This is a genomic window from Sphingopyxis sp., assembly GCF_050916055.1.
GTDB lineage: Bacteria > Pseudomonadota > Alphaproteobacteria > Sphingomonadales > Sphingomonadaceae > Sphingopyxis.
On the sequence record NZ_CP051527.1, the window covers coordinates 1,925,828 to 1,949,770 of the forward strand.

Consider the following 23,943-nt stretch of genomic DNA (forward strand, 5'->3'; position numbering starts at 1 on the left):
GGACGCGAACTTAAAGCCTTTACCCATCATGGGCGGGCGGAGACCGAGATGACCAACCGCCTGACGATCCGCCGCCCCGACGACTGGCACGTCCATCTGCGCGACGGCGCGATGCTGAACCATGTGGCACAATATACCGCGCGCCAGTTCGCCCGCGCGATCGTCATGCCCAATCTGTCGCCGCCGGTCACCACCGCCGAGGAAGGCCGCGCCTACCGCGACCGCATCGTCGCCGCGGTCCCTGCCGACCTCGACTTCACCCCGCTGATCGTCGCCTATCTGACCGACGCCACCAATGCGGACGAAATCGCGCGCGGCCATGCCGAGGGGGTGTTCACCGCCGCCAAACTCTATCCCGCCCACGCCACCACCGGCAGCGCGCATGGCGTGACCGACGTCGCGAAGATCATGGGCGTGCTCGAACGGATGCAGGACATCGGCATGCCGCTGCTGATCCACGGTGAGGTCACCGACCATGACGTCGACATCTTCGACCGGGAGGCGGTGTTCATCGAGCGCACCCTGGACCCGTTGGTCCGCGCCCTGCCCGCGCTCAAGATCGTGTTCGAGCATATCACCACGGCGGAGGCGGCCGAGTTCGTTGCCGATGCCCCCGCCAATGTCGCGGCGACGATCACCCCGCAGCATCTGCACATCAACCGCAACGCGATGCTGGTCGGCGGCATCCGCCCGCACGCCTATTGCCTGCCCGTCGCCAAGCGCGAGCATCACCGCCTCGCGGTGCGCGCTGCCGCCACCTCGGGCTCGCCCAAATTCTTCCTCGGCACCGACAGCGCCCCGCACGCGGTGCACACCAAGGAAGCGTCATGCGGCTGCGCGGGGATCTTCAACGCCCCCTATGCGCTCGAATCCTATATCACCGCGTTCGATCAGGATGGCGCGCTCGACAAGTTCGAGGGGTTTACCAGCGAGCACGGCCCGAATTTCTATGGTCTGCCGCTCAATACCGGCACGGTGACGCTGGAACGCGCGGACGTCGTGGTCCCCGACCGCATCGGCGAAGTCGTCCCCTTCCACGCGGGCGAAACGATGGGCTGGCGGCTGATCTAGAAATCCTCCCTGTCGCGCAGCGATGGGGAGGTGGCAGCGCGAAGCGCTGACGGAGGGGCCATGGCGCAACCGTCGTGGCCCCTCCACCCCTCGCTCCGCGAGCGGTCCCCCTCCCCATGGCTTCGCCACAGGGAGGATCAAGCTCAAGCCACCGGCGCGATCCGCTCCGCGCGCAGCTTGCGCCATAGGTCGAAACTGAACACCGCGATGCTTGTCCAGATCAGCAGGAAACAGGCGAACTGCACCGGCTTCAGCGGCTCGGCAAAGACGAACAGGCCGAGCAGGAACTGCAGGCTCGGCGCCAGATATTGCACGAAGCCCAGCGCGACATAGCTCATCCGCCGCGCCGCGGTCGCGAACAATAGCAGCGGCACCGCAGTCACCACCCCGCCCGCCGCGAGCAGCCAGCTGATCTCCGGATCGGCCCCGAAACCGCGCCCGTCGCCCAGCCAGATGAAATATAGCGCCGCGGCGCCCGCCACCGGCAACAGCAAGGTCGTCTCGATCGCCAGTCCGGGCAGCGACCCCACCGGCGCCACCTTGCGGATCAGGCCATAGGTACCGAAACTGAGCGCCAGCGTCAGGCTGATCCACAGCGTGTCGAGCGCGCCGCCGAGCAGGATCGCCACCCCGACCGCGGCAATCGCCACCGCCAGCATCTGCAGCCGCGACAATCGCTCGCCGAGGAAGATCATCCCCAGCATCACATTGACCAGCGGATTGAGATAATAGCCCAGGCTCGCCGCCAGCACATGGTCGGTAAAGATCGCGTGGATATAGACAAGCCAGTTCAGCGCGATCAGCACCGAACTCGCCAGCAGCAGCCGCAGCACCCGCCAGTCCTTCAGCGCCGCCAGATAGTCGCCGATCTGCCGCCGGAACGCCATGATCAGGAAACACAGCGGCAAGGACCAGACGATGCGCTGCGCCAGCACCTCGATCGGCGGCACGCTGTCCAGCAGCTTGAAGAACAGCGGCACGAAGCCCCAGATCGCATAGGCGGCGACCGCATAGGGCCAACCGCCCCGATCGCTGCCCGCCGCGGCGGTGTCGCGCATCATGACAGGGGGGCCAATGCCCGGTCCCCAGGATCAGATGATGCCGCCGCCCAGCATCAGGCGCACGACGCCGATGACGATCACGACGATGTTCAGATTGCGCCCACTCGTCTTGTCCGACATCGCGCCGAGCGCCAGGCCGACCACCGCAAACGGGATGATCACCCAGTTCGCCCAGCCGAGCAGCGGAATGAACGCAAAAATTGCGAGGACGAGCGCGATAGCGCCGATAATGAGCGAACCGATGTTGAGCATGGCGCAACATGTCGCACGGTCGCCCAAACCCCGCAAGACCCTTTCGGTTCATCGCCGTCAGCACTCGGTTCGTCTCGTTGCTTTATGTTAATGCAACAGACGCGACGATCGGGCCGTTCTCACCACCGTAGTGCCCGCAGCCCTCGTCAAGGGGGCCGGGTCACCGAACCAGGAAAGGATAATCTGATGCGTCATCTTACCAAGGGCCTGCTCGGCACCTTTGCCGCGATCGGCATGGTCGCCACCGCCCCCGCTTATGCCGGCATTTCGTCGGCGGTCCCGTCGCAGGGCGCGGCAAACATTTCGGCCGACGCCGGCTTCCACAAGAAGAACAAGCGTCACCGTCATTATTCGGACCAGCGCGTCAACGCGAATACGCGGATCTGGCGCGGCGAAGACGGTCGTTATCGCTGCAAACGCGACAATGGCACCACCGGGCTGCTGATCGGCGGCGCGGTTGGCGGCCTCGCCGGTAACGAAATCGCTGGCAACGGCGACAAGCTGCTCGGCACCGTGATCGGCGCCGGTGCCGGTGCGCTGCTCGGCCGCGAAATCGATCGCAGCAAGGCACGCTGCCGCTAAACGAGTTACCGTTACGGGTGCGGGTCCGAGACCCCTCCGCCCGCATGCGTGATGGTGAGGGCGCCGACCTGGTCGTTGGCGCCCTCAACTGTGTCTGGCTCAACGGTGTCCGAGCGCCGCGGCGCTTGCCCCGTTCCGCGTCTTGGCGCAGAAGCGTCGCCCACCGCCTGGGAGAGACGCGATGTTGAACGGCCCCCTGCTCGTCACCGAGCGCCTGATCCTCCGCCCGCCCGCGGCCGAAGATTTCGAAGCCTATGCCGCAATGTGCGCCGAAACCGAAACGATGACGTTCATCGGCGGCGCCTGCGGACGGTCGCAGGCGTGGCGCCAATGGTGCACCCTCGCCGGCGCGTGGCACATCCGCGGCTTTTCGGTGTTTTCGGTGATCGAGCGCGCCAGCGGCGAATGGGTCGGACGTCTCGGCCCGTGGGAACCCGACGGTTGGCCGGCGCCCGAAATCGCTTATGGCGTGCGCGCGAAGTTCGCCGGCAAGGGCTATGCGTTCGAAGGCAGCGTCGCGGCGTGCGATTTCGCCGTCGAGTTCCTGAAATGGCCCGAACTGATGCACTGCATCGACCCCGACAACATCCGTTCGCAGGCGCTGGCGCAGCGGCTCGGCGCAACCAACAGCGGCCCGACCCGCCTGCCCGACCCGTTCGAGAGCGCGCGGGTCGATGCCTGGACGCTAAGCGCCGACGCCTGGCGCGCCCGGCGCAAAGGCTTGCTGCCGTGACCGACCACCATATCGACCCCGAACGCGCGCAGTTCGACGCTTTCAAGGCGCTGCCGCGCGACACGCCGATCCACATGCTCAACCTCGTGCGCTTTCGGGACATGGCGGCCTACCCCACCGACCACCCGCTCGCGGGCCAGGGGCTGACCGGCGCCGAGGCCTACGCCCATTACGGGCGCGACAGCGGGCCCGTGTTCCAGCGCGTCGGCGGCAGCATCGTGTGGCGCGGCACGATGGAGGCACTGCTGATCGGTCCGGGCGGCGAGCGCTGGGACGCGATCTTCGTCGCCGAATATCCCGACAGCGGCGCATTTCTGGCGATGGTGACCGACCCGGTTTATCGCCAGGCCGTCATCCACCGGCAGGCGGCGGTCGCGACCTCGCGCCTGATCCGGACCGCGCCGGGGCTCGATCCGTCTCGCTCCGGCACAGTTTTCGGCTAACAAAGTCTTACCCGTTAACGCATTTTATGCGCACATTTTTAACCAGGATCGGGCATTCCCTTCCCTATATTAAGGGAGTGTTAGCGATGATGGTGCGCGGAAAATGGCTGGTTGCGGGGCTGCTGATGGCGACGGCGCCGCTCGCGGGGTGCCGTGACAACCCCGATGCCAAGGCGGAACTGTCGCCGCTCGACGACGGGCTGACCGGCGCCGATCCGGCGGTCAAGGGCTCGCTCGAAGACCGCATCATGGTCGATCCCAAGCTTGCCGGCCAGGCGAACCAGAATGCGGTCGGGCCGGGCAACCGCCCCGTCGACGGCGGCGTCCCCGGCATCGGCGGCGGCAAGGCGGCGACTGCGGCTGAAGCGGCCGCGGCGCTCAAGGCCGGCAAACTGCTCGCCGCACCGAAAGCGCTGCCGCTCGAGGCCGGCTGCGACGGCTGCGAAACCAAGCGCCCGGTCACCATCGGCGCCCTCGCGCGCGACCAGACCAAGGGCGGCTGCGACGCCAAGCTGACCTATAACAACCAGTGGGCCGACCGCCTGCCCGCCGCGTTCAAAGTCTATCCGCGCGCCACCCTGCGCGAGGCCGCAGGAGTTGCCGGCGGCAAGTGCAATATCCGCGTCGTCAATTTCCAGACCGCGGCGTCGATGCAGGCGGTGCTCGACTATTACCACACGATGGCGGTTCGCGCCGGTTACACCAGCGACCACCGCGTCAATGGCAACGAACATATGCTCGGCGGCACCAAAGGCGATCTCGCCTATGTCGTCATGGCGCGCCGCGACGGCGGCATGACCGACATCGACCTGGTCGCGTCGGGCGGCCGATAGGCAAAATCCTCCCCGTCGCGACGCGATGGGGAGGCACAAAAAAAGGCCCCGGTTTCCCGGGGCCTTTTCGGATTACGAAGCGACGTTCGTCGCGTCGTCAGACCTTGTCGCCAAGCGCGCCTTTGACTTCGCCCTTCAGATTCTGGGCTTCGCCCTTGCGCTCCTGCGCCTCGCCTTCCTGGCGCAGACGCTCATTGTCCGTCGCCTTGCCGATCGCCTGCTTGGTGTTGCCGGCGGCTTCGTTGGCGAGGCCCTTGGCTTTGTCGGTGAGTTCACCCATGATGTGTCTCCTTGCTCGATCGAGAGGCGACATGCCTCTTGCTCAACCAATGCGCGAGGCGGGGCAATGTTCCGGAAAATCGGCTAAACCGTTCATCGCAAAGTCATTTTTAACTTAGGTTAGCGCTCACGGTCGATCGAACAGCGCCTTGGCGTTGCCATGGCGGATCATCGCCTTTTCCGCGGGCGTCAAGTCGAGTCGTTCGAGCGCCGCGAGCGTCTGCGCCAGGCTGAACTGCGGATAGTCCGACCCGAGCAGGACATGATCGATGCCGACGTTGCGCATCGTCCAAATGAACTCTTCCTCGATCGGCGCATCGGCGGCGAGCGTCACTGTCGCCGAAATGTCGAAATAGATATTGTCGCCGAACAGCCCCTCGGCGGTCCGCGCCATTTTCAGGATGTTCCAGAAACGGAAATTCAAGCCCCCCATATGCGCAAAGACGAACTTTGTCCGCGGCGCCGCCAGCGCCAGGTTAAACAGTTTCTCGCTGTCGCCGCCGGGCACGATATTGGCGTTGTCCATCACCACGACGACGCCCAGCTCGCCCGCGCGCCGGACCAGCGCCAGCACGCGCGGGTCGGCGGGATCGAATTTCTGGGTGTGCGGATGGATTTTCAGCGCCCGCACCCCGCGCCCCGCGACGCGCTGCAACTCATCGAGCGCCGCCTCGCCGTCATAGGGATGCACGGTCGCGATCGGCACCATGTTCGGATGCTTCGCCGCCAGCGCGAGCAGCGCGTCATTGCGCGCGCGGATGTCGGCCGGATCGCCCTCGCGCGCTTGATTCGGCCCGCCGAACCACATGACGCCAAGCCCGCTGACGGTCAGCCCCGCCGCCTTCACCTGCGTCTCATAGGCGTCGAGCGACGTTTCTCCATCCCACAGATGGACGTGGCTATCGAACACCGGCTGGGCGGTCGCTGCCTGTGGCGCGAGCAGCATGACGGCAGCGAGCAGGAACGCGATCTTCATCGGCGCAGCCCTCAGATCAGCCCCGCCAGCGGGCTCGACGGATCGGCATATTTGCGCAGCCCCATCCGCCCGGCCAGATAGGCATCGCGCCCCGCCTCGACCGCCAGCTTCATCGCGCGCGCCATGCGGATCGGTTCTTTCGCCTCGGCAATCGCGGTGTTCATCAGCACCCCGTCGCAGCCGAGCTCCATCGCCACCGCTGCGTCGCTCGCGGTGCCGACCCCGGCATCGACCAGCACCGGCACCGACGCGCCCTCGACGATCAGGCGGATCGTGACGCGGTTCTGGATCCCCAGCCCCGACCCGATCGGCGCGCCCAGCGGCATCACAGCCACCGCGCCCGCATCCTCGAGCTGCTTCGCCGCGATCGGATCGTCGACGCAATAAACCATCGGCAGAAAGCCTTCCTTGGCCAGCACCTCGGTCGCTTCCAGCGTCTCGCGCATATTGGGATAGAGCGTCTTTGCCTCGCCGAGCACTTCCAGCTTCACCAGCGCCCAGCCCCCCGCCTCGCGCGCCAGCCGCAGCGTGCGGATCGCGTCGTCGGCGTTGAAACAGCCGGCGGTGTTGGGCAGGTAGGTGATCTTCTTGGGATCGATATAATCGGTGAGCATCGGCGCACTCGGGTCCGACACATTGACGCGGCGCACCGCGACGGTGACGATCTCCGCCCCCGACGCTTCGACCGCCGCGGCATTCTGTTCGAAGTCCTTATATTTGCCGGTCCCGACAATCAGCCGCGACGTGAAAGTCCGCCCGGCAACGCTCCAAGTGTCGGTCAACAACCGCCTCCCACAAAATGTACGATTTCCAGCGCATCGCCCTCGGCAAGCGCCACTGTCGCCAGCGTCGAGCGCGGCACGATCGCCCGGTTGCGTTCGACCGCGACCTTCTTCACGTCGAGCCCCAGCGAGGCGACGAGATCGGCGATGCTGCCTTCGCGCACCTGCCGTTGCTCGCCGTTGAGGATGATCGATATCAAGGGCGTTTCCTCGTCGCTTTGCCTTTTGCCGAGCAGCCCATATAGGGAGAGCAACCGCTGCCGCAACCGAAAGCCCGCCGCTTGTCCGAACGTCCGACCGTCTTTGTCCTCTCCGGCCCCAACCTCAACCTGCTCGGCACCCGCGAGCCGGAGATTTACGGCCACGACACGCTGAACGACATCCACGCGCGGCTCGAGGCGCAGGCCGGCGAGCTCGGGCTGCGGCTGGAATGCCGCCAGACCAACCATGAAGGCGTCCTGATCGACTGGCTGCACGAGGCCTATATCGCCGGCGCCAAGGCGGTGCTGCTCAACGCGGGCGGCTACACCCACACCTCGATCGCGCTCCACGACGCGATCAAGTCGATCAAGGTGCCGGTGATCGAGGTTCATCTGTCGAACCCGATGACCCGCGAACCCTTTCGCCATATCAGCTATGTCGGCATGGCCGCGGCGCTGCACTTTGCCGGGCACGGCGCGAACAGCTACACGCTGGCGCTGGACGCCGCCGCCCGTCTCTGACAAGAGGGCGCATCAAAAACCGGGTCAAGGGCGCCGATATACGAGCGCCGCAACAACAGGAAAAAGTCTCATGGGTGACCATAACAACGATGGCATCAACATCGATCCGGCCTATGTCCGCGCGCTCGCCGAGCTGCTCGACGACACCGGCCTGACCGAAATCGAAGTCGAAGACGGCGACCGCAAGGTGCGCGTCGCGCGCAAGGCCGCCGCGATCGCGGCGCCCGTCGCTTATGCGCCCGCCCCCGCCGCACCCGCCGCCGCCGCACCGGTTGCGGCAGCAGCAGCCGCCGCCGCCCCCGTGATCGACAGCTTCGCCGACGCGGTGAAGTCGCCGATGGTCGGCACCGTCTATCTCGCCCCCGAACCCAGCGCGCCCAATTTCGCCGCCATCGGTTCGGCGGTGAAGGCCGGCGACACGGTGCTGATCATCGAGGCGATGAAGGTGATGAACCCGATCGTCGCCCCCGCCGCGGGCACCCTGACCGCCGTGCATGTCGAGAACAGCCAGCCGGTCGAATTCGACCAGCCGCTGTTCACCATCAGCTGAGCGCGCCCGTGACCATCGAAAAGCTTTTGATCGCCAACCGCGGCGAGATCGCGCTGCGCATCCACCGCGCGTGCCACGAAATGGGCATCAAGACCGTCGCGGTCCATTCGACCGCCGACGCCGACGCCATGCACGTCCGCCTCGCCGACGAAGCCGTGTGCATCGGCCCGCCCGCCGCCAAGGACAGCTATCTCAACATTCCGGCGATCATCTCGGCGGCCGAAATCACCGGGGTCAACGCGATCCACCCGGGCTATGGCTTCCTGTCCGAAAATGAACGCTTCGCGGAGATTATCGAGGCCCACGGCATCATCTTCGTCGGCCCGAAGCCCGAACATATCCGCACCATGGGCGACAAGGTCGAGGCCAAGCGCACCGCGGTCGCGCTCGGCCTGCCGGTGGTGCCGGGCTCGCCCGGCGCGGTCACCTTCGACGACGAGACCAAGCGGCTGGCGAAGGACATCGGCTATCCGGTGCTGATCAAGGCCGCGTCGGGCGGCGGCGGCCGCGGCATGAAGGTCGTTCCCGATGAGGACAGCCTCGAAAGCCTGATGGGTCAGGCCTCATCCGAAGCGGCGGCCGCCTTTGGCGACCCCACCGTCTATATGGAAAAATATCTCGGCAACCCCCGCCACATCGAATTCCAGATATTCGGCGACGGCAAGGGCGCCGCGATCCACCTTGGCGAGCGCGACTGCTCGCTCCAGCGGCGTCATCAAAAAGTTCTCGAAGAAGCCCCCTCGCCGATCATCTCGGCCGAAGAGCGGGCGCGGATGGGCAAGGTGTGCGCCGACGCGATGGCGGCGATGCACTATCGCGGCGCCGGCACGATCGAGTTTCTGTGGGAAGACGGCGAGTTCTTCTTCATCGAGATGAACACCCGCATCCAGGTCGAACATCCGGTGACCGAGATGATCACCGGTTTCGACCTCGTCCGCGAACAGATCCGCATCGCCGGCGGCCGCGACCTGTCGGTGAAGCAGGAAGACCTCGAATTTCGCGGCCATGCGATGGAATGCCGGATCAATGCCGAGGATCCGCGCACCTTCATGCCCTCGCCGGGCAAGGTCACCAACTATCACGCCGCGGGCGGCATGCATGTCCGCGTCGATAGCGGGCTCTACGCCGGCTATTCGATCCCGCCCTATTACGACAGCATGATCGCCAAGCTGATCGTCTATGGCCGCACCCGCGAAAGCTGCATGATGCGGATGCGCCGGGCGCTCGAGGAAATGGTGATCGCCGGGGTCAAAACGAACATCCCGCTGCACCAGGCGCTGCTCGCCGATCCCGACGTCATCCACGGCGATTACACGATCAAGTGGCTGGAGGACTGGCTGGCGCGCGACGCCGATGCGGCGAACGGCTGACGCACTTACGGATACACACGTCGGTGGCCGGGCTTATGCGCCCAGCCGTGCGTCCCATCACTTTCACTGTCGGCGGTTTTTGGCTATGGGCGTGACCATGGTTAAAAACACCCGCTTTCCCGCGCTCCCCGCCGCTATGCTGTGCCTCCCCCTGGCGCTGCTCGCCACGCCCGCCGCGGCGCAGACCGAGGTCAAGGAGGATTCGGTGATCCTCCAGCCCGACAAGGTCGCCGACGACGCGCCCGTGGTCGCGGCGCCGGTCGAGCTGCCGAGCTGGAGCGAGGACAATGCCACCGCGCTGCTGACCTTCATCGAAAGCGCCGGCGACGAAGGGCTGTTCGCCAGGGATTACGACCCCGACGGCATCGCTGCCGCGATCATCGCCAAGGATCAGGCGCGGCTCGACCGCGTCGCGACCGCCAGCTTCCTGCTGCTCGCGACCCATTTGCGCGACGGCCGCACCCCCAATGCAGCGCGCAAACAATGGTTCATGGTCGACAACGACGCCGACCATATGCCGCTGCTCCACCTGCTGACGACGGCGCTCGCCGACAATGGCATCGCCGCGACGCTCGCCGCCTTCGATCCGGTGCATCCCGATTTCGCGGTGCTCAAGGCGGCGCTGAAAACCGCCAAAACCCCCGCCGAAGCCAATGCGATCCGCGTCAACATCGAACGCTGGCGCTGGATGCCGCGCGACCTGGGCGAGCGCTACGTGGTCAGCAACGTTCCGGAATATCTGACCCGCGTCGTCCATGGCGGCACGGTGATCGCGACCCACAAGGCCGTCGTCGGCAAGGCGTCGACCCCGACGCCGCAACTCAATCCGATGGCGACCGGCGTCATCGTCAACCCGACGTGGACGCTGCCGCGCAGCATCATCAACGAAGGTATCGGCGCGACGATCGCGCGCAACCCCGCCTCGGCGCGCGCACAGGGCTACACCTGGACCGGCAGCGGCAAGAATCTGTCGGTGGTGCAAAAGGCCGGGCCCGGCAACGCCCTCGGCGTGATGAAGCTCGAAATGCTCAACGAGCACGCCATCTACCTGCACGACACCCCGTCGAAAGGCGCCTTCAACGCCGCCGCGCGCGCGTTCAGCCACGGCTGCATCCGCACCGAAAAGGCGCTGCACTTCTCGGGCCTGATGACGGTGATGTTCGCCGGCCGCAGCGCCGAGGAGTTCGGCGAGGTCGTCGCCAGCGGCAAGACCACCCGCTTCGGCTTCGACAACCCCTTCCCCGTCTACGTCGCGTACTGGACCGTCATTCCGAATGGCAAGGGCGGCGTCAAAAAGCTCGGCGACCTCTATGGCCGCGACGCGCCGGTGGTGGCGAGCTTCGCCAAGCCCGGCCGCCCGACCGCAACGATCGTCGCCCCGACCCCGCCGCCGGTGGTCCCGACGACCACCGCGCGCGTGACGACGCCGGAGACCAGCGGCATTTATTGACCGTCGGACATTCTAATCCTCCCTGCGGCGAAGCCGTGGGGAGGGGGACCGTCCGCGAAGCGGATGGTGGAGGGGCCGCGGCCTTGCACATGCCCTTGACGGCGTCGGCCCCTCCGTCAGCCCTGCGGGCTGCCACCTCCCCATCGCTGCGCGACAGGGAGGATCGGCGAACATCCGCTCGCCACCACCCGAACCATGCCCTACCCCATCAATCCGCCGTCGTCGGCAACGGCCCGCTGATCGAACTCGCGCGCCGTAAATTCTCCATGCCCGGCAGCGGGTCGGCGGGCGGCAGCTGGAACGGCGTCGGCATCGGCGGCGGCACGCTCAGCCGGTCGGCGAACAGCAGCCGGCCGGGGCCGAGCTTGTACAGCACCAGCGGCAACAGCGCCTCGCCGAACACGAAACAGCCCTCGCTGCGCCCCAGCTTGCCCTGCGTCGCGATCAATCCCGGCTCGGCGTACCAGGCGCCGTGGACGACGATCGCGCGGACGTCGGCATTGTTGTTGTCGGGTTCCAGCCCGGCGAGCCGCATCGACGACCCGTTGGCGCCCCAATAATAATCACTGGTCCGGTACGCGCCGCGCGAGGTCGCGAGGCTGCCGACGCGGTTCGAAAAGCTTTTGAGCCAGCCGTCGTGCTGCGGGTCCGACCCGCGGCCGTGGGTGACCGGATACATGTCGACCCGCCCGGCGATCATATCGACCAGCGCAAAGCGCGGGCGCGACGAGGGCAGCCCGAAATCGACGATTCCGACGCGATCGGTCTGGGCGATATTGCGCCCCTGCCCCTGCAATTGCTGGCGCGCGACCGCCAGATAATCGACGGGCGGGGCAGGCGGCAGCGCAGGCTGCTGGATCCAGTCGGGCAATTGCGCCCGCGCCGGCCAGGCCGCCAGCGCCCCGGCTCCCGCCGCTGCCGCCAGCATCGACCTGCGATCGATCAACTTGTTCACGTGCAACCCAACCCCGTATCGTCCGCCACCGGCGGTCCCTCGACCGTCATAAATCCCCAGATGGGAAGCGAAAGCAAGAAGGCCAACTCTGTCATGCGGGCAATCGTGGCATATTCGCCATGAACGAAGGGTTACGCAGATTGCGCGCCCCCGCCCCGCCACCCCGGCCAGCGCCGGCATGACAAGGGCATGGCCTTGGCCGGCGCATCGTCCTAGGATGCGGCAATGGCTTTGCTTCGTCCCGCTACCACCGCCGCCCTCCTCTTCGCCGCCGCGGCATCGCTCGCCAGTTGCGGCCTGTTCGGCGAGCGCGGGCCGGTGCGGATCGCGGCGATCGGTCCGCTCAACCCCGCCGCCAATCCGGTCAACGGCGAATTGTCGGCGCCCAATGCGGCGCTGCTCGACGCCACCTCGCAGGGGCTGGTCAGCTATGACGGCGAGGGGCAGATCGACACCGGTCTCGCCGATCGCTGGACCGTGACCACCGACGGGCGCAGCTATATCTTCCGGCTGCGCGAGGCGAAGTGGAGCAACGGCCGCACCGTCACCGCCGCGGATGTCGCGGCGATCCTGCGCGCGCATCTCGCCGATCGCAGCCGCAACCTCCTGAAAGACGATTTTCCGGAGGTCGAATCGATCAAGGCGATGACCGAACGGGTCATCGAAATCCGCCTGTCGATCCCGCAGCCCGGGATGCTCGAACTGCTCGCCCAGCCGGCGATGGCGATCGTCAACAAGGGGATGGGCTGGGGCCCGATGCGCTCGCGGCGGATCGGTCAGGCCATCCTGCTCTCGCCGGTTCCCGATCCGCTCGCCGAAGACCCCGAGGCGGCCGAAGCCGCCGCCGCCGACCCCGCCGCCTCGATCGAACTCGTCGGCACCTCGGCGCCGGGGGCGCTGGCGCGGTTCAAGAATGGCTATGCCGACGGCGTGCTCGGCGGCCGCTTTTCGACCCTGCCCTATTTCGTCGCTTCCAACATCGGCCGCTCGCGGCTGGTGGTCGATCCGGTGCCCGGCCTGTTCGGCCTCGCCTTCGTGCGCGCCGAGGGGTTTCTCGCCACCGATGCCAACCGCGATGCGCTGGTGCGCGTGGTGCGCCGCGAGCGGCTGGTCGAAGCGTTCGGGCTCGCCGAATGGCAGCCGCAGCAGACGCTGCGCCCGACGCTCTATACCCGCGACGGCGGGCCGCCGCCGCTGATCCCGCCGTGGGCCGCCTATGACGAGGCGTCGCGCTTCACCCAGGCGCGCCGGGTCGTTGATGCCTGGCTCGCCGCCGGGCGCGAGATTGAGCCGCTGCGCATCGCGGTTCCCGATTCGCCAGGCGGCCGCATCCTCTTCGCCTATGTCGCCGCCGATTTCGCCGCGATCGGCGTGCCCAGCCAGCGCGTTGCGATGACCGCCGCCGCCGACCTGAAACTGATCGACGAGGTCACCCCCAACGACGATCCGCTGTGGGCGCTGCGCCGCCTGTCGTGCCGCCGCGACACGCTATGCAATCGCGACGCGCAGAATCTGATCGACCGCGCCGCCGCCAACATCGATGCCGGCCAGCGCGCCGAGCAGATCGCCGAGGCCGAGGCGGTGCTCGCCCGCTACACCCCCTTCATTCCGCTCGCGACGCCGCTGCGCTGGTCGGTCGCGTCGCAGCGGCTGACCGGGCTGCGCGCCAACGGCCGCGCCCAGCACCCATTGAATCATCTCATCACCAAGCCCAATTAAGCAGGCGGCGCGTCATCTTGGCGCGCTTTTGAAAGGACCCCGATGGCCCCTTCGTTCTCGCCTCCCCCCAATGGCCCGCGCCCCGGCGCCGATGCGATGTTCGACGCGCTGATCCCGAATCGCAGCGATCCCGCCGCGCTGCGCAAGCGCGTCGAGACGCTCGAAATCCTGCTCGAACGCAGCTTCGTCATCCCCGGCATCAACCGCCCGGTCGGCCTCGACGCCATCGTCGGGCTGGTCCCCGTCGTCGGCGACCTCATCGCCGCGACGATGGGCGCCTACCTCATCTGGGAAGCGCGCAACCTCGGCATGCCGAAATGGAAGATCTGGCGGATGGTCGGCAATCTCGGCGTCGATACCGCGCTCGGCGCGGTGCCGCTGGTCGGCGACGCCTTCGACTTTTTCTTCCGGTCGAACACCCGCAACCTCAAAATCATCAAGAAACATCTCGACAAGCATCACCCCGGCACGATCATCATCGATCAATAATCGCCGCCTTCCCCTCGGCTGTATAATGCTGCTAGCACAGCTTCATCACACCCCAGGGAGACTGTTCGATGATCCGCGCCAGCCTAGCCGCGCTCGCCCTCAGCTGTTCATTCACCGCCGTCGCCGCGGCGCAGGAGGCCGACCCCTATCTCTGGCTCGAGGATATCGAGGGCCAGAAGGCGCTCGACTGGGTGAAGCAGGAAAACGCCGCGACCGACAAGCTGCTGCTCGGCCGCCCCGGTTTCGAGGCCGACCGCAAGCGCGCCCGCGAAATCCTCGACGACGACCGCCAGATCGCGATGCCCGGCGAAGTCATGGGCGACACCATCACCAATTTCTGGCGCGACGCCGCCAACCCGCGCGGGCTGTGGCGGCAAAGCCCGCTCGACGCCTACCTCGCCGGCAAGCCCGTCTGGACGACGCTGATCGACGTCGATGCGCTCGGTAAGGCCGAGAGCCAAAGCTGGGTCTGGCACGGCGCCGACTGCCTCGCCCCCGCCTATACCTGCTGCCTCGTCTCGCTCAGCCCCGGCGGCACCGACGCCGACATCGTCCGCGAATGGGACCGCACCACCAAAAGCTTCGTCACCGGCGGCTTCACTTTGCCGCAGGCGAAAAGCAGCGTGACGTGGGAAGACGCCGACACCCTGCTCGTCGCGACCGACTATGGCGCGGGCAGCATGACCGCCTCGGGCTATCCGCGCATCGTCAAGCGCTGGAAACGCGGCACCCCGCTGGCGTCGGCCGTCACCGTGGCAGAGGGCGAGGCCGAGGACGTCGGCATGAACGTCTTCGCCTTCACCGACGGTGACAAGCGCTGGCCGATGATCAGCCGCGGCAAGACCTTCTACACCACCGACTATCGGCTGCCGAACGTCGATGCCTCGCGCTACATCTCGACGATCATCCCCGACACCGCGAGCGTCCGCGACGTCATCGGCGGGCAGCTCGTCGTCTTCCTCAACCAGGACTGGGCGAACCTCCCCGCGGGCTCGCTCGTCTCGCTGTCGCTCGCCGACATGGCCGCCGACCGCCAGGTGCCGATCGTCCCGGTGATGACCCCGACCAAGGCGCAGGCGATAGAAAATGTCGCCGCCACCGACACTATCCTGTGGGTGAAGGCGCTCGACGATGTCGAGGGCAAATTATTCGCGCTGCGCCGCGACCCCGCGAGCGGCAAATGGAGCCAGAAGGAGGTGCCGCTCGCCGCCAACGCCACCGTCGGCATCGCGGGAACGATCGGCAAGCGCGACATGGTGCTCGCGACCGCCGAGACGATGCTGATGCCGCCCACCCTTTATGCGGTGTCCGAAACCAGCGCGCCGCAGCCGGTCCAGACACTGCCCGCCACCTTCGACGCCAAGGGGATGACCGTCGAAAAGCGCTTCGCGACTTCGAAGGACGGCACCAAAATCCCCTATTTCCTCGTCCGCAAGGCGGGCGCGACCGGCCCGGTTCCGGCGCTCGTCCACGCCTATGGCGGCTTCCGCGCCGCGCAGACGCCGGGCTACCTCACCGGCCAGCCCTATCGCGCCGGCCCACTCGGCCTGTTCTGGGTCGAGGACGGCAACGCCTATGTCCTCGCCAATATCCGCGGTGGCGGCGAATATGGCCCGGCGTGGCATCAGGCGGCGCTGCGCGAGAAACGCCAGGCGAGCTTCGACGATCTCCACGCCGTCGCCGAGGATCTCGTCGCCACCGGCGTCAGCGCCAAAGGCAAGATCGCGATTTCGGGCCGCTCGAACGGCGGCGTCCTCGTCGGCGCGGCGATGACCCAGCGCCCCGACCTCTACGGCGCCGTCATCTCGGGTTCGCCGATCAAGGATATGTGGCGCTACGACAAGATGCTCGCCGGCGCCTCGTGGGTCGCCGAATATGGCGATCCCGACGTCCCCGAAGACTGGGCGTTCCTGTCGAAATATTCGCCCTATCACAACATCCGCAGGGGCGTGACCCACCCGCCGATCTTCCTCTATCTGTCGACCAAGGACGACCGCGTCCACCCCGGCCACGCGCGCAAATTCGCCGCGCGGCTCGAAGAGTTCGGCAACCGCGTCTATTACCACGAATATATGGAGGGCGGCCATTCGGTCGGCGCCGACCATGCCGAAGACGCGGTGCGCGCCGCAATGCTCCACGCCTTCCTGCAACGCGAACTGGTGGAGGCGGAGTAGCTGCTAACGACCGGTTGCGGGCGTAAAGCCCTCTCCCCTTGGGAGAGGGTTGGGTGAGGGTGTCTGAGTATCGCTTTCGCAGATTAGGGTGATCCCCTCACCCAACTTCGGCTAGGTTGCTTCGCAATCAAGCCTACGTATCCCTCTCCCGACGGGAGAGGGTCAACGGCCGCTCCACCCCAAAGCCATCAAAAACTCAGCACCACCGCCGTCCCCGGCGCGGCGTCGCCGATCGCCATCCGCCCCTTGTGCAACGCGACGATCGCCGCGACGAGCGCCAGGCCCAGCCCGGTCCCGGGCTGCGCGGCGGTGTCCGGGACGCGAAAGAAGCGCTCTTTCACCCGGTCGCGAAATTCGGCGGCGATGCCGGGGCCGCGGTCGGCGATTTCGATGTGCAGGCCCGTCCCTGCGGCCGCGGCGGTGACCATGATCGCCCCGCCCTCGCCGCCATATTTGATCGCATTGTCGAGCAGGTTGGACACCGCCTGAAACATCAGGTTGCGGTCGGCGTGCAGCATCAGCCCCGGCGCGACGCGGCTCGCGATCCGCTGGCCGCGCGCTTCGGCATCGGGGGTGTGGAATTCGATCGCATCAGCAATCAGCGTCGACATGTCGGTCGGGGCAAAGCCCACCAGATGCCGCCCGCTCTCGATCCGCGCGATCCGCAGCAAGGCGTCGAAGATCGACTGCAACCGCTCGGCCTCGGCCACCGCCTGGTCGGCGAGCCGTTCGCGCTCCGCGTCGTCCTTCGCCGCACGCAGATCGTCGAGGTCGGCGTGCAGCCGCGCCAGCGGGGTGCGCAATTCGTGCGCGACATTGTCCGACACCCGCCGCACTGCTTCGACCGATTCCTCGATCCGCCCCAGCATCTGGTTCAGCGTGCCTGCCAGCTCGTCGAAATCGTCGCCGGTGCCGCGCAGCGGGATGCGTTCGGTCAGGCTGCCCGCCATCACCCGCCGCGCGGTGCGCGTCACCGCGTCGATCCGCCGGCCGACCGCGGCGCTCATCGCCAGGCTGCCGCCGACCGCGAGCAGCGCCGCGATCACGATCAGCCACGCCGATCCGATCGTGAACAGCTCGTCGCGGTCGTCGATATCCTCGACATCGCGCCCGACCATCAGCCGCGCCCCGTCGTCGAGCCGCTGCTCGACGACCAGCGCTTCATAGTCGCGCTCCTGTCCGCCGCGATAGCTGTCGGCCTCCAGCAGCGCCCAGCCCGAAATCGGCGCGTCGGGCCAGCTCGGCAGGTTGGCGGTCACCACCCCACCGTTCGGCGCCACCAGCGCATCGAAGGCGCGGCGCGGGCCGGTCGGGCGCCGCACCGCGAGCGCGCGCAACAACGCATCGCGGCCGCCGGCGCGGTCGATCGCGGCAAGGTCGCCGGCTTCTTTGCGCACCTGTGCCGCCTCGCCGAGCAGCGGCTGGTAAACCCCGATCCAATAGGCGGCGGCGAACATCAGCGCGGTCGAGGTCAGGAACAGCCCGACATAGATCAGCCCCAGCCGCAGCGTCAGGCTGCGCCACAGGCGCCCGCGCAGCGCCGCGCTCACCCGGCGGCCCGCATCATATAACCCGTCCCGCGCACCGTGTGGATCAGCGTCGTACCGAAGCCGCGATCGACCTTTTGCCGCAAGCGGCTGACATGCTGGTCGATGATGTTGGTCTGCGGATCGAACTGATAATCCCACACATGCTCCAGCAGCATCGAGCGCGTCACCACCCGCCCTTCGTTGCGCGCGAGATAGGCGAGGATGCGAAATTCGCGCGCGGTCAGGTCGATCGGCTTGCCGCCGCGCCGCACGCCATGGCCCAAGAGGTCGATGTCGAGGTCGCCGACCGCGAGCCGCGTCTCGGCGACGATCGCCGGGCCGCGCCGGCTCAGCACGTCGATGCGCGCCAGCAGTTCGGACATCGCGAACGGCTTGGTCAGATAATCGTCGCCGCCGGCGCGCAGCCCGGCGACGCGCTCGTCGACCTCGGCCAGCGCGCTCAGGATCAGCACCGGCACGGTGTCGCCGGTGGCGCGGATCGTCTGGACGATGGTCAGCCCGTCGACGTTCGGCAGCATCCGGTCGACGATCATCAGGTCATAGCTATCGGCGGCGGCGCGCAGCAACCCGGCGCGGCCGTCGCCCTCGATGTCGACGACATGCCCCGCGGCCTTCAACCCCTTGCCGATATGCGCCGCAACGCGGGCATCGTCTTCGATCACCAGAATATGCATCGCCGGGTTGTTACCGCCTGAACCCGCGCCCCGCCATCGATTCCGGGCGGCCCGGCGCAAAGATGACGAAAATCAAATCTTCGCGCCATCGCCGCGACAGGAGCCGGTGCCACAGCGCCCCCCGCAACAAAGGAGCGGGTCGTGGCACAGACACAAAGACAGGACAGGGCGGCGTCGCCGCAGACGGTCGAACGAGCGCCGGTCGAAACGCCGAAAGTCGCGCTGTCGATCTTCGACCTCGACCGGACGCTGACGATCCAGCCGACCTACACCCGCTTCCTGCTGTTCGCCGCGCGCCACCGCGCGCCATGGCGGCTGCTGCTCGTCCCGCTGCTGATCCCGGCGGCGATCCTCTATGCGGCAAAGCTGCTGCCGCGGCGGCTGATGAAACAGGCGATGCACCGCCTCGCCCTCGGCCGCGCGCTGCCCGAACGCGAGGCGGCGCGCCTCGCCGACCTTTTCGCCCGCCAGCTCGTCGCAAACGGCCTCTATCCCGAAGGAGTTGCGCTGATCGAGGCGGAGCGCCGCGCCGGCCGCCGCGTCCTGCTCGCCACCGCCGCCCCGCATTTCTACACCGCCGCGCTCGCCCGCCAGCTCGGCATCGCCGATGTCGTCGCAAGCGGATCAAGCTGGCAGGACGGTTGCCTTCTCCCCGGGATCGACGGCGCCAACTGCTACGGCGCCGCCAAGCGGCAGCGCATCGAGGCCTTCCTCGGTGATGCCGGCATCGCCCGCGATACCGCGCACATCCGCTTCTATTCGGATCATGCGTCGGACCTGCCTTTGTTCGAAATCTGCGACGAGGCGCTGGCCGTCAACCCGTCGCGCGGGCTCCGGGCCATCGCGGCGGCGCGCGGCTGGCCGGTGATCGACTGGCGCGGGCGGCAGGGCTGACCGACGATGCACATCGGCTTTCTGTTCAACCATCATGGCGGCCATCAGGTCGCCCACGCGCTACCTGTCGCGCTCGAACTGCAGCGGCAGGACCGCCACGCGCGTGTCAGCATTCTGGTGTCCGAAGGCAGCGAAAGCGAGGTCCGCCGAATCACCGCCGCACAGGCGCCCGCCGGGGCTCCGCCCGACATCGTCCGGCTGCGCCCACCCTCCCCGCTCGCCCGCGCCGCCAACCGGTTCAGCGGCCGCGCGATCCCCGCCGACATCGTCTCGGTCCTCCACCGCAATCTCGACCGGTTTCGCGAACTCGACGCGCTGGTGGTGCCCGAAAAAACCTCGCTGCTGCTGAAATCGCTGTTCGGGCTGAAATCGCTCCGCCTCGTCCACACCCGCCACGGCGCCGGCGACCGCGCCATCGGCTTCGACAAGGCGAGCGCCAAATTCGACCTGGTACTGCTGTCGGGCGAAAAGATCCGCGACCGGCTCGCGCAGGCCGAATTGCTGAACGACGACGGCCACGCGATCGTCGGTTATCCCAAATTCGACCTGCCGCCGCGCCCCACCGGCCCGCGCCTGTTTCCCAAACAGCGACCGACGATCGTCTACAATCCGCATCCCTCCCCGGCACTGTCCTCGTGGTACCGGATGGGGCCGCAGATCCTCGACTGGTTCGCCGCCAGCGACCGCTACAACCTCATCTTCGCGCCGCATGTCATGCTGTTCGCCAAGCGGGTCACCGCCTCGCTCTCGCCCTTCGCGCTCGGCTGGAACTACGGCCCGCGTCCCGATCATTACGCGCACGACCATCTGCTGATCGACACCGGCAGCCCGGCCAGCCTCGACATGACCTACACCGACGCCGCCGACATCTACCTCGGCGACGCGAGCAGCCAAGTCTATGAATTCATCCGCCGCCCGCGCCCGTGCATCTTCCTCAATCCGCGCCGCATCGCGTGGCAGGGCAATCCCGATTTCGCGCACTGGCGCGCCGGCACCGTCGTCGAAACCATCGACGAACTCGCCGCCGCCCTCGCCGACCCGCCGCGGCTGCCCGGCCCAATGCGCCAGCGGCAGGAGGATATGTTCCGCTACAGCTTCGACCTCCAGGACCGCCCCTCGGCGGCGCGCGCGGCCGAGGCGATCCTCGCCTATATGGGGGGCGGCTGATGGCGCCGCGGCCCAGCATTGCGGCGCCGACGCCGATCGGCGCCTTCCTCGACTATGGGGTCCGGAAAACGCTGCACAAATGGCTGGTGCGCGGATTTGCGGCGCTGCCGCTGCCACGTCCGCAAGACGTCGTCACCTCGCGCTATGGCGTAAAGATGCGCGCGAACTGGCGCGACCGCACCTTCCAATATTGCCGCTACGCCACCTATGGCCATGTCCTCTCGGACTATCTCGCCGCCCAGAACCGCCCGTTCGTCTTCGTCGATATCGGCGCCAACCAGGGGCTCTACAGCCTGCTTGCGGCGCAGAACCCCCAGTGCACCGCCGCGCTTGCCTTCGAACCGGTCGGCGCGACCTTTGCCCTGCTCGGCGAGAATATCGCGCTCAATGGCCAGACGGGGAAAATCCGCCCGATCCATGCCGCGGTGTCGCTGCATTCGGGGATGGCGCGCATCGCCACCGACCCGGCGCACACCGGCGTCGCCAGCCTGCGCGATGCGGTGCCGACCGCGACCGCGGGCGGCGAGGACATCCGCATCCTCGGCATCGGCGGCGTCGACGCGCTGCTCGCCGGCACCGAACCGCTCGTGATCAAGATCGATGTCGAGGGGCATGAAGAGACGGTGGTCGACGCGCTGATGGCGTCCGAACATCGCGATCGCATCGCGGCGCTATTCTATGAGATCGACCGCCGCTGGAGCGACGCCGCCGCAATCGAGACCCGCTTGCGCGCCGCCGGCTTCACCCGCTTCGACCGCTTCGGCTTCGGCCGTCACTACGACGTCCTCGCCCGGCGCTAGGGTCAGGACCCACTAATTGCGCGTTCGAGGTTTGAAGCGATTTTGTTCAGTGCGAGGAGGCAAGGCGCGGGAATATATCGATATTTCAAGACTTGCCGACGAAGCAATGGGCAAAATCGATCAAATCCCGAAGGGACGCCGAAATGGCTTCGATCTTGGGCTCGCGCAGCCTTGCGGGTAGCGATGCTACCCGCTGCACCCGCCCAAGCCCAATATCTTCGCCATTTCGACGCCTCGAACGTGCTATTAATGGGTCCTGACCCTAGGATCGCGCGGGGCGAAACTCGCGCGATTCCGGGCTATGCAGGGAAATGGTGGACAGGGCTGGATTCGAACCAGCGTACGGAAACCCGGGCAGATTTACAGTCTGCTGCCTTTAACCACTCGGCCACCTGTCCATGGGGCCCGCTTTGGGAAGCGGTCCAATGGCGAAACGAGGCTTGCCTGTCAATGCCAGTCATGGGAAAGGCCGCGCGCTATGAGACAATTTTCCCGTCATCGCCGTCCCGCCGGCCAAAGCCCGCGCGGACAGGCCATTCGCTTCTGGGGCCGCCACGCCGTATTGGCCGCGCTCGCCAACCCCGAACGCACCGTCAAGCGCATCTGGGGCACCCGCGAAGCGCTCGCCCAGCTCGACCTGCCGCCAGTGGTGCCGATCAGCTATGCCGAGGTCACCGACCTCGCGCGGCTGGTCGCGCGCGACGCGCCGCATCAGGGGCTGGTGATCGAGGTCGACCCGCTCGAGGGCATCTATCTCGGCGACCTGCTGCAGGCGGAGGTCGACGCCGACAGCCGACGCCCGCTCGTCGTCCTCGACCAGGTCACCGACCCGCACAATATCGGCGCCGTGCTGCGCTCGGCCGCCGCCTTCGACGCCGCCGCGATCATCACCCAGGACCGCCACAGCCCGCCCGAAAGCGGCGTCATCGCCCGCTCGGCGTCGGGCGCGCTCGAAACCGTGCCGTGGATCCGGGTCGTCAACCTGGCGCGCGCGCTGGAGGAAATCGCCGAGGCGCAATATTGGCGCATCGGGCTGATGGGCGACACCGAAACGGTGCTCGGCGACACCCTCGACGGCAGCCGCGTCGCGCTGGTGCTCGGCTCCGAAGGCGACGGCATGCGCCACAATGTCATGGAACATTGCGACGTGCTGGCCAAACTGCCGATCTCGCCGCGCATGGAAAGCCTGAATATCTCCAACGCCGCCGCGGTCGCGCTCTATGCGGTGGCGACGTCGGGAAACTGATCGTCATCCCAGCGAAAGCTGGGATCGCGGTAGGCCTTGCTCGGCAATGCTGCGCGTACCGCTTGCGACCCCAGCTTTCGCTGGGGCGACGCTTCAATCCTCGGCCGCGATCCGTACCTTCAGCCCGTCGAGCGCCTCGCTGAACGGCAGCTGGCACGACAGGCGCGACGTGTCGTCGCGGTCGGTGGTCGAATCGAGCAGGTCGTTCTCGTCCTCGCTCATCGCGGGCAGGTCGCCGGCTGCGACCTCGACATGGACGTGGCACGTCGCACACGAACAGCAACCGCCGCACAGCGCCAGCAGTTCGTCGAAACCCGCATCGCGGATATTTTCCATCACGGTCAGGCCGGTGTCGCCTTCGATCTCATGTTCGGTCCCGTCACGCGTCACCACAATCAGCTTGGCCATGTGCATCCCCATATCGTTCGATTCGCGTGGGCTATGTCGTGCGTTGCGCGCCAAATCAAGCGCTGCTAGTCAGGCCGCGTAGAACAAAGGGAGAATATCGTCATGGGGCTCAGCCAGCCGGACCTCAACGCCGGCATCGACGCGCTCGCGGCGATCGAGCCCGGTTTCGCGCGCGCGCTCGGCCATGCCGGCTATCCCGAACCCAGGATTCGCGCCCCCGGCTACACGACATTGCTCCGCACGATCGTCGGCCAGCAGGTCAGCGTCGCCGCCGCCAATTCGATCTGGAACAAGCTGGAGGCTGGATTCGGTGAAGGCTGCCCGGCCGAGGTGATGGCGGCGGCCGAATTCGACGCGCTGCGCGCCTGCGGCCTGTCGGGGCAGAAACAGGGCTATGCCAAAAGTCTCGCGCAGCTCGTCGTCGACGGCGACCTCGCCTTCGACGCCCTGCCCGCCGACGACGAAGAGGCGATCGCGCTGCTTACGAAGGTCAAGGGCATCGGCCGCTGGTCGGCCGAAATCTACCTGCTCTTCGCCGAAGGCCGCCCCGACGTCTGGCCCGCCGGCGACCTCGCGGTGCAGGAAGCCGTCGGCCGCATCCTTCAGCTGGACGCGCGCCCAAGCGAAAAAGCCACCCGCGACCTCGCCGAACCTTGGCGCCCGCACCGCGGCGCCGCGGCGATCTTCAGCTGGCATTGTTATAATATGGCGGTGATTTGACGTGCTTCCGCCCTCCCCTTCAGGGGAGGGCAGCGAAACTCGC

At 67.2% G+C, this 23,943-nt stretch carries 27 protein-coding genes and 1 tRNA gene; 17 read left to right on the top strand and 11 right to left on the bottom strand.

The features are described 5' to 3' along the window. Positions 1–48: 48 nt before the first annotated feature. Positions 49–1,071 (top strand): dihydroorotase, encoded by a 1,023-nt coding sequence (pyrC, locus tag HEQ22_RS09320; protein WP_432767630.1) that lies wholly within the window; start codon positions 49–51, stop codon positions 1,069–1,071. A 143-nt stretch (positions 1,072–1,214) separates the two neighbouring features. Here the strand turns inward: pyrC and rarD are convergent, their stop codons facing one another. Together rarD and HEQ22_RS09330 are read right to left on the bottom strand one after the other, a co-directional pair. Beyond that, the gene (gene rarD, locus HEQ22_RS09325; protein WP_432767631.1) at positions 1,215–2,132 is read right to left on the bottom strand and encodes an EamA family transporter RarD; all 918 of its coding nucleotides are present in this window, start codon (positions 2,130–2,132) and stop codon (positions 1,215–1,217) included. A 30-nt stretch (positions 2,133–2,162) separates the two neighbouring features. Continuing rightward, entirely contained in the window at positions 2,163–2,384 is a 222-nt protein-coding gene (locus tag HEQ22_RS09330; RefSeq protein WP_432767632.1) for a hypothetical protein, read from the bottom strand. Positions 2,385–2,570: 186 nt separating this feature from the next. Between HEQ22_RS09330 and HEQ22_RS09335 the strand changes: the two genes are divergently transcribed. The 4 genes from HEQ22_RS09335 to HEQ22_RS09350 all read left to right on the top strand — a co-directional run bounded on the left by HEQ22_RS09335 (position 2,571) and on the right by HEQ22_RS09350 (position 4,975). Continuing rightward, complete coding sequence (locus HEQ22_RS09335) at positions 2,571–2,966, top strand: glycine zipper 2TM domain-containing protein (protein ID WP_432767633.1); 396 nt, start codon at positions 2,571–2,573, stop codon at positions 2,964–2,966. 181 nt (positions 2,967–3,147) lie between these two features. Continuing rightward, positions 3,148–3,699: a GNAT family N-acetyltransferase gene (locus HEQ22_RS09340; protein ID WP_432767634.1), complete on the top strand. Its 552-nt coding sequence runs from the start codon at positions 3,148–3,150 to the stop codon at positions 3,697–3,699. Continuing rightward, entirely contained in the window at positions 3,696–4,142 is a 447-nt protein-coding gene (locus HEQ22_RS09345; RefSeq protein ID WP_432767635.1) for a DUF1330 domain-containing protein, read from the top strand. The genes HEQ22_RS09340 and HEQ22_RS09345 overlap by 4 nt, the downstream gene beginning before the upstream one ends. A gap of 86 nt (positions 4,143–4,228) precedes the next feature. Next, entirely contained in the window at positions 4,229–4,975 is a 747-nt protein-coding gene (locus HEQ22_RS09350; protein ID WP_432767636.1) for a hypothetical protein, read from the top strand. Positions 4,976–5,072: 97 nt separating this feature from the next. Here HEQ22_RS09350 and HEQ22_RS09355 read toward each other — a convergent pair whose 3' ends face one another. From HEQ22_RS09355 to thiS, 4 genes are all read right to left on the bottom strand, one after another. Beyond that, complete coding sequence (locus HEQ22_RS09355) at positions 5,073–5,255, bottom strand: CsbD family protein (RefSeq protein ID WP_432767637.1); 183 nt, start codon at positions 5,253–5,255, stop codon at positions 5,073–5,075. Positions 5,256–5,381: 126 nt separating this feature from the next. After that, a complete protein-coding gene (locus tag HEQ22_RS09360) occupies positions 5,382–6,230 on the bottom strand; it encodes an amidohydrolase family protein (RefSeq protein ID WP_432767638.1) in 849 nt (282 codons plus the stop codon). 11 nt (positions 6,231–6,241) lie between these two features. Then, positions 6,242–7,012: a bifunctional sulfur carrier protein/thiazole synthase protein gene (locus HEQ22_RS09365; protein WP_432767639.1), complete on the bottom strand. Its 771-nt coding sequence runs from the start codon at positions 7,010–7,012 to the stop codon at positions 6,242–6,244. Beyond that, positions 7,009–7,212, bottom strand: a complete 204-nt coding sequence (thiS, locus tag HEQ22_RS09370; protein ID WP_432767640.1) for a sulfur carrier protein ThiS — start codon at positions 7,210–7,212, stop codon at positions 7,009–7,011. Before thiS ends, HEQ22_RS09365 begins: the two co-directional genes overlap by 4 nt. Positions 7,213–7,293: 81 nt before the next feature. Here thiS and HEQ22_RS09375 point away from each other — a divergent pair, with 81 nt between their 5' ends. The 4 genes from HEQ22_RS09375 (at position 7,294) to HEQ22_RS09390 (ending at position 11,104) form a co-directional block, all read left to right on the top strand. Beyond that, positions 7,294–7,734, top strand: a complete 441-nt coding sequence (locus tag HEQ22_RS09375; RefSeq protein WP_432767641.1) for a type II 3-dehydroquinate dehydratase — start codon at positions 7,294–7,296, stop codon at positions 7,732–7,734. A 70-nt stretch (positions 7,735–7,804) separates the two neighbouring features. Beyond that, a complete protein-coding gene (accB, locus tag HEQ22_RS09380) occupies positions 7,805–8,284 on the top strand; it encodes an acetyl-CoA carboxylase biotin carboxyl carrier protein (protein WP_432767642.1) in 480 nt (159 codons plus the stop codon). A gap of 8 nt (positions 8,285–8,292) precedes the next feature. Continuing rightward, complete coding sequence (gene accC / locus HEQ22_RS09385) at positions 8,293–9,654, top strand: acetyl-CoA carboxylase biotin carboxylase subunit (protein ID WP_432767643.1); 1,362 nt, start codon at positions 8,293–8,295, stop codon at positions 9,652–9,654. Between the two features lie 97 nt (positions 9,655–9,751). Next, complete coding sequence (locus HEQ22_RS09390; RefSeq protein WP_432770849.1) at positions 9,752–11,104, top strand: L,D-transpeptidase family protein; 1,353 nt, start codon at positions 9,752–9,754, stop codon at positions 11,102–11,104. 208 nt (positions 11,105–11,312) lie between these two features. Here the strand turns inward: HEQ22_RS09390 and HEQ22_RS09395 are convergent, their stop codons facing one another. Then, complete coding sequence (locus HEQ22_RS09395) at positions 11,313–12,059, bottom strand: murein L,D-transpeptidase catalytic domain family protein (protein WP_432767644.1); 747 nt, start codon at positions 12,057–12,059, stop codon at positions 11,313–11,315. Positions 12,060–12,284: 225 nt separating this feature from the next. Between HEQ22_RS09395 and HEQ22_RS09400 the strand changes: the two genes are divergently transcribed. The 3 genes from HEQ22_RS09400 to HEQ22_RS09410 all read left to right on the top strand — a co-directional run bounded on the left by HEQ22_RS09400 (position 12,285) and on the right by HEQ22_RS09410 (position 16,441). After that, entirely contained in the window at positions 12,285–13,778 is a 1,494-nt protein-coding gene (locus HEQ22_RS09400) for an ABC transporter substrate-binding protein (protein ID WP_432767645.1), read from the top strand. 96 nt (positions 13,779–13,874) lie between these two features. Further along, the gene (locus HEQ22_RS09405) at positions 13,875–14,267 is read left to right on the top strand and encodes a DUF4112 domain-containing protein (RefSeq protein WP_432770850.1); all 393 of its coding nucleotides are present in this window, start codon (positions 13,875–13,877) and stop codon (positions 14,265–14,267) included. 68 nt (positions 14,268–14,335) lie between these two features. Further along, positions 14,336–16,441, top strand: a complete 2,106-nt coding sequence (locus tag HEQ22_RS09410) for a prolyl oligopeptidase family serine peptidase (RefSeq protein WP_432767646.1) — start codon at positions 14,336–14,338, stop codon at positions 16,439–16,441. Positions 16,442–16,629: 188 nt separating this feature from the next. Here HEQ22_RS09410 and HEQ22_RS09415 read toward each other — a convergent pair whose 3' ends face one another. Both HEQ22_RS09415 and HEQ22_RS09420 read right to left on the bottom strand, forming a co-directional pair. Next, positions 16,630–17,991, bottom strand: a complete 1,362-nt coding sequence (locus HEQ22_RS09415; protein ID WP_432767647.1) for an ATP-binding protein — start codon at positions 17,989–17,991, stop codon at positions 16,630–16,632. Next, positions 17,988–18,665: a response regulator transcription factor gene (locus HEQ22_RS09420; protein WP_432767648.1), complete on the bottom strand. Its 678-nt coding sequence runs from the start codon at positions 18,663–18,665 to the stop codon at positions 17,988–17,990. The genes HEQ22_RS09415 and HEQ22_RS09420 overlap by 4 nt, the downstream gene beginning before the upstream one ends. A 141-nt stretch (positions 18,666–18,806) precedes the next feature. Here HEQ22_RS09420 and HEQ22_RS09425 point away from each other — a divergent pair, with 141 nt between their 5' ends. Genes HEQ22_RS09425 through HEQ22_RS09435 form a run of 3 tightly spaced genes read left to right on the top strand, consistent with a single transcriptional unit; the run spans position 18,807 to position 21,526 of the window. Then, entirely contained in the window at positions 18,807–19,559 is a 753-nt protein-coding gene (locus HEQ22_RS09425) for an HAD family hydrolase (protein WP_432767649.1), read from the top strand. 6 nt (positions 19,560–19,565) lie between these two features. Next, positions 19,566–20,726 carry a hypothetical protein gene (locus tag HEQ22_RS09430; RefSeq protein WP_432767650.1) on the top strand — a complete coding sequence of 387 codons (1,161 nt, stop codon included), beginning with the start codon at positions 19,566–19,568 and terminating at the stop codon, positions 20,724–20,726. Beyond that, positions 20,726–21,526 carry an FkbM family methyltransferase gene (locus tag HEQ22_RS09435; protein ID WP_432767651.1) on the top strand — a complete coding sequence of 267 codons (801 nt, stop codon included), beginning with the start codon at positions 20,726–20,728 and terminating at the stop codon, positions 21,524–21,526. Before HEQ22_RS09430 ends, HEQ22_RS09435 begins: the two co-directional genes overlap by 1 nt. A 312-nt stretch (positions 21,527–21,838) precedes the next feature. Here HEQ22_RS09435 and HEQ22_RS09440 read toward each other — a convergent pair. Next, positions 21,839–21,924 (bottom strand) — tRNA-Tyr (locus HEQ22_RS09440). 80 nt (positions 21,925–22,004) lie between these two features. On the opposite strand from HEQ22_RS09440, the gene HEQ22_RS09445 reads away from it, so the two are divergent. After that, a complete protein-coding gene (locus HEQ22_RS09445; protein WP_432767652.1) occupies positions 22,005–22,772 on the top strand; it encodes a TrmH family RNA methyltransferase in 768 nt (255 codons plus the stop codon). Positions 22,773–22,865: 93 nt separating this feature from the next. On the opposite strand, the gene HEQ22_RS09450 is transcribed toward HEQ22_RS09445, so the two are convergent. Beyond that, positions 22,866–23,180, bottom strand: coding sequence for a 2Fe-2S iron-sulfur cluster-binding protein (locus HEQ22_RS09450; RefSeq protein ID WP_432767653.1), 315 nt, complete (start codon positions 23,178–23,180; stop codon positions 22,866–22,868). Positions 23,181–23,282: 102 nt separating this feature from the next. On the opposite strand from HEQ22_RS09450, the gene HEQ22_RS09455 reads away from it, so the two are divergent. Beyond that, positions 23,283–23,900 (top strand): DNA-3-methyladenine glycosylase family protein, encoded by a 618-nt coding sequence (locus HEQ22_RS09455; protein ID WP_432767654.1) that lies wholly within the window; start codon positions 23,283–23,285, stop codon positions 23,898–23,900. Positions 23,901–23,943: the final 43 nt, after the last annotated feature.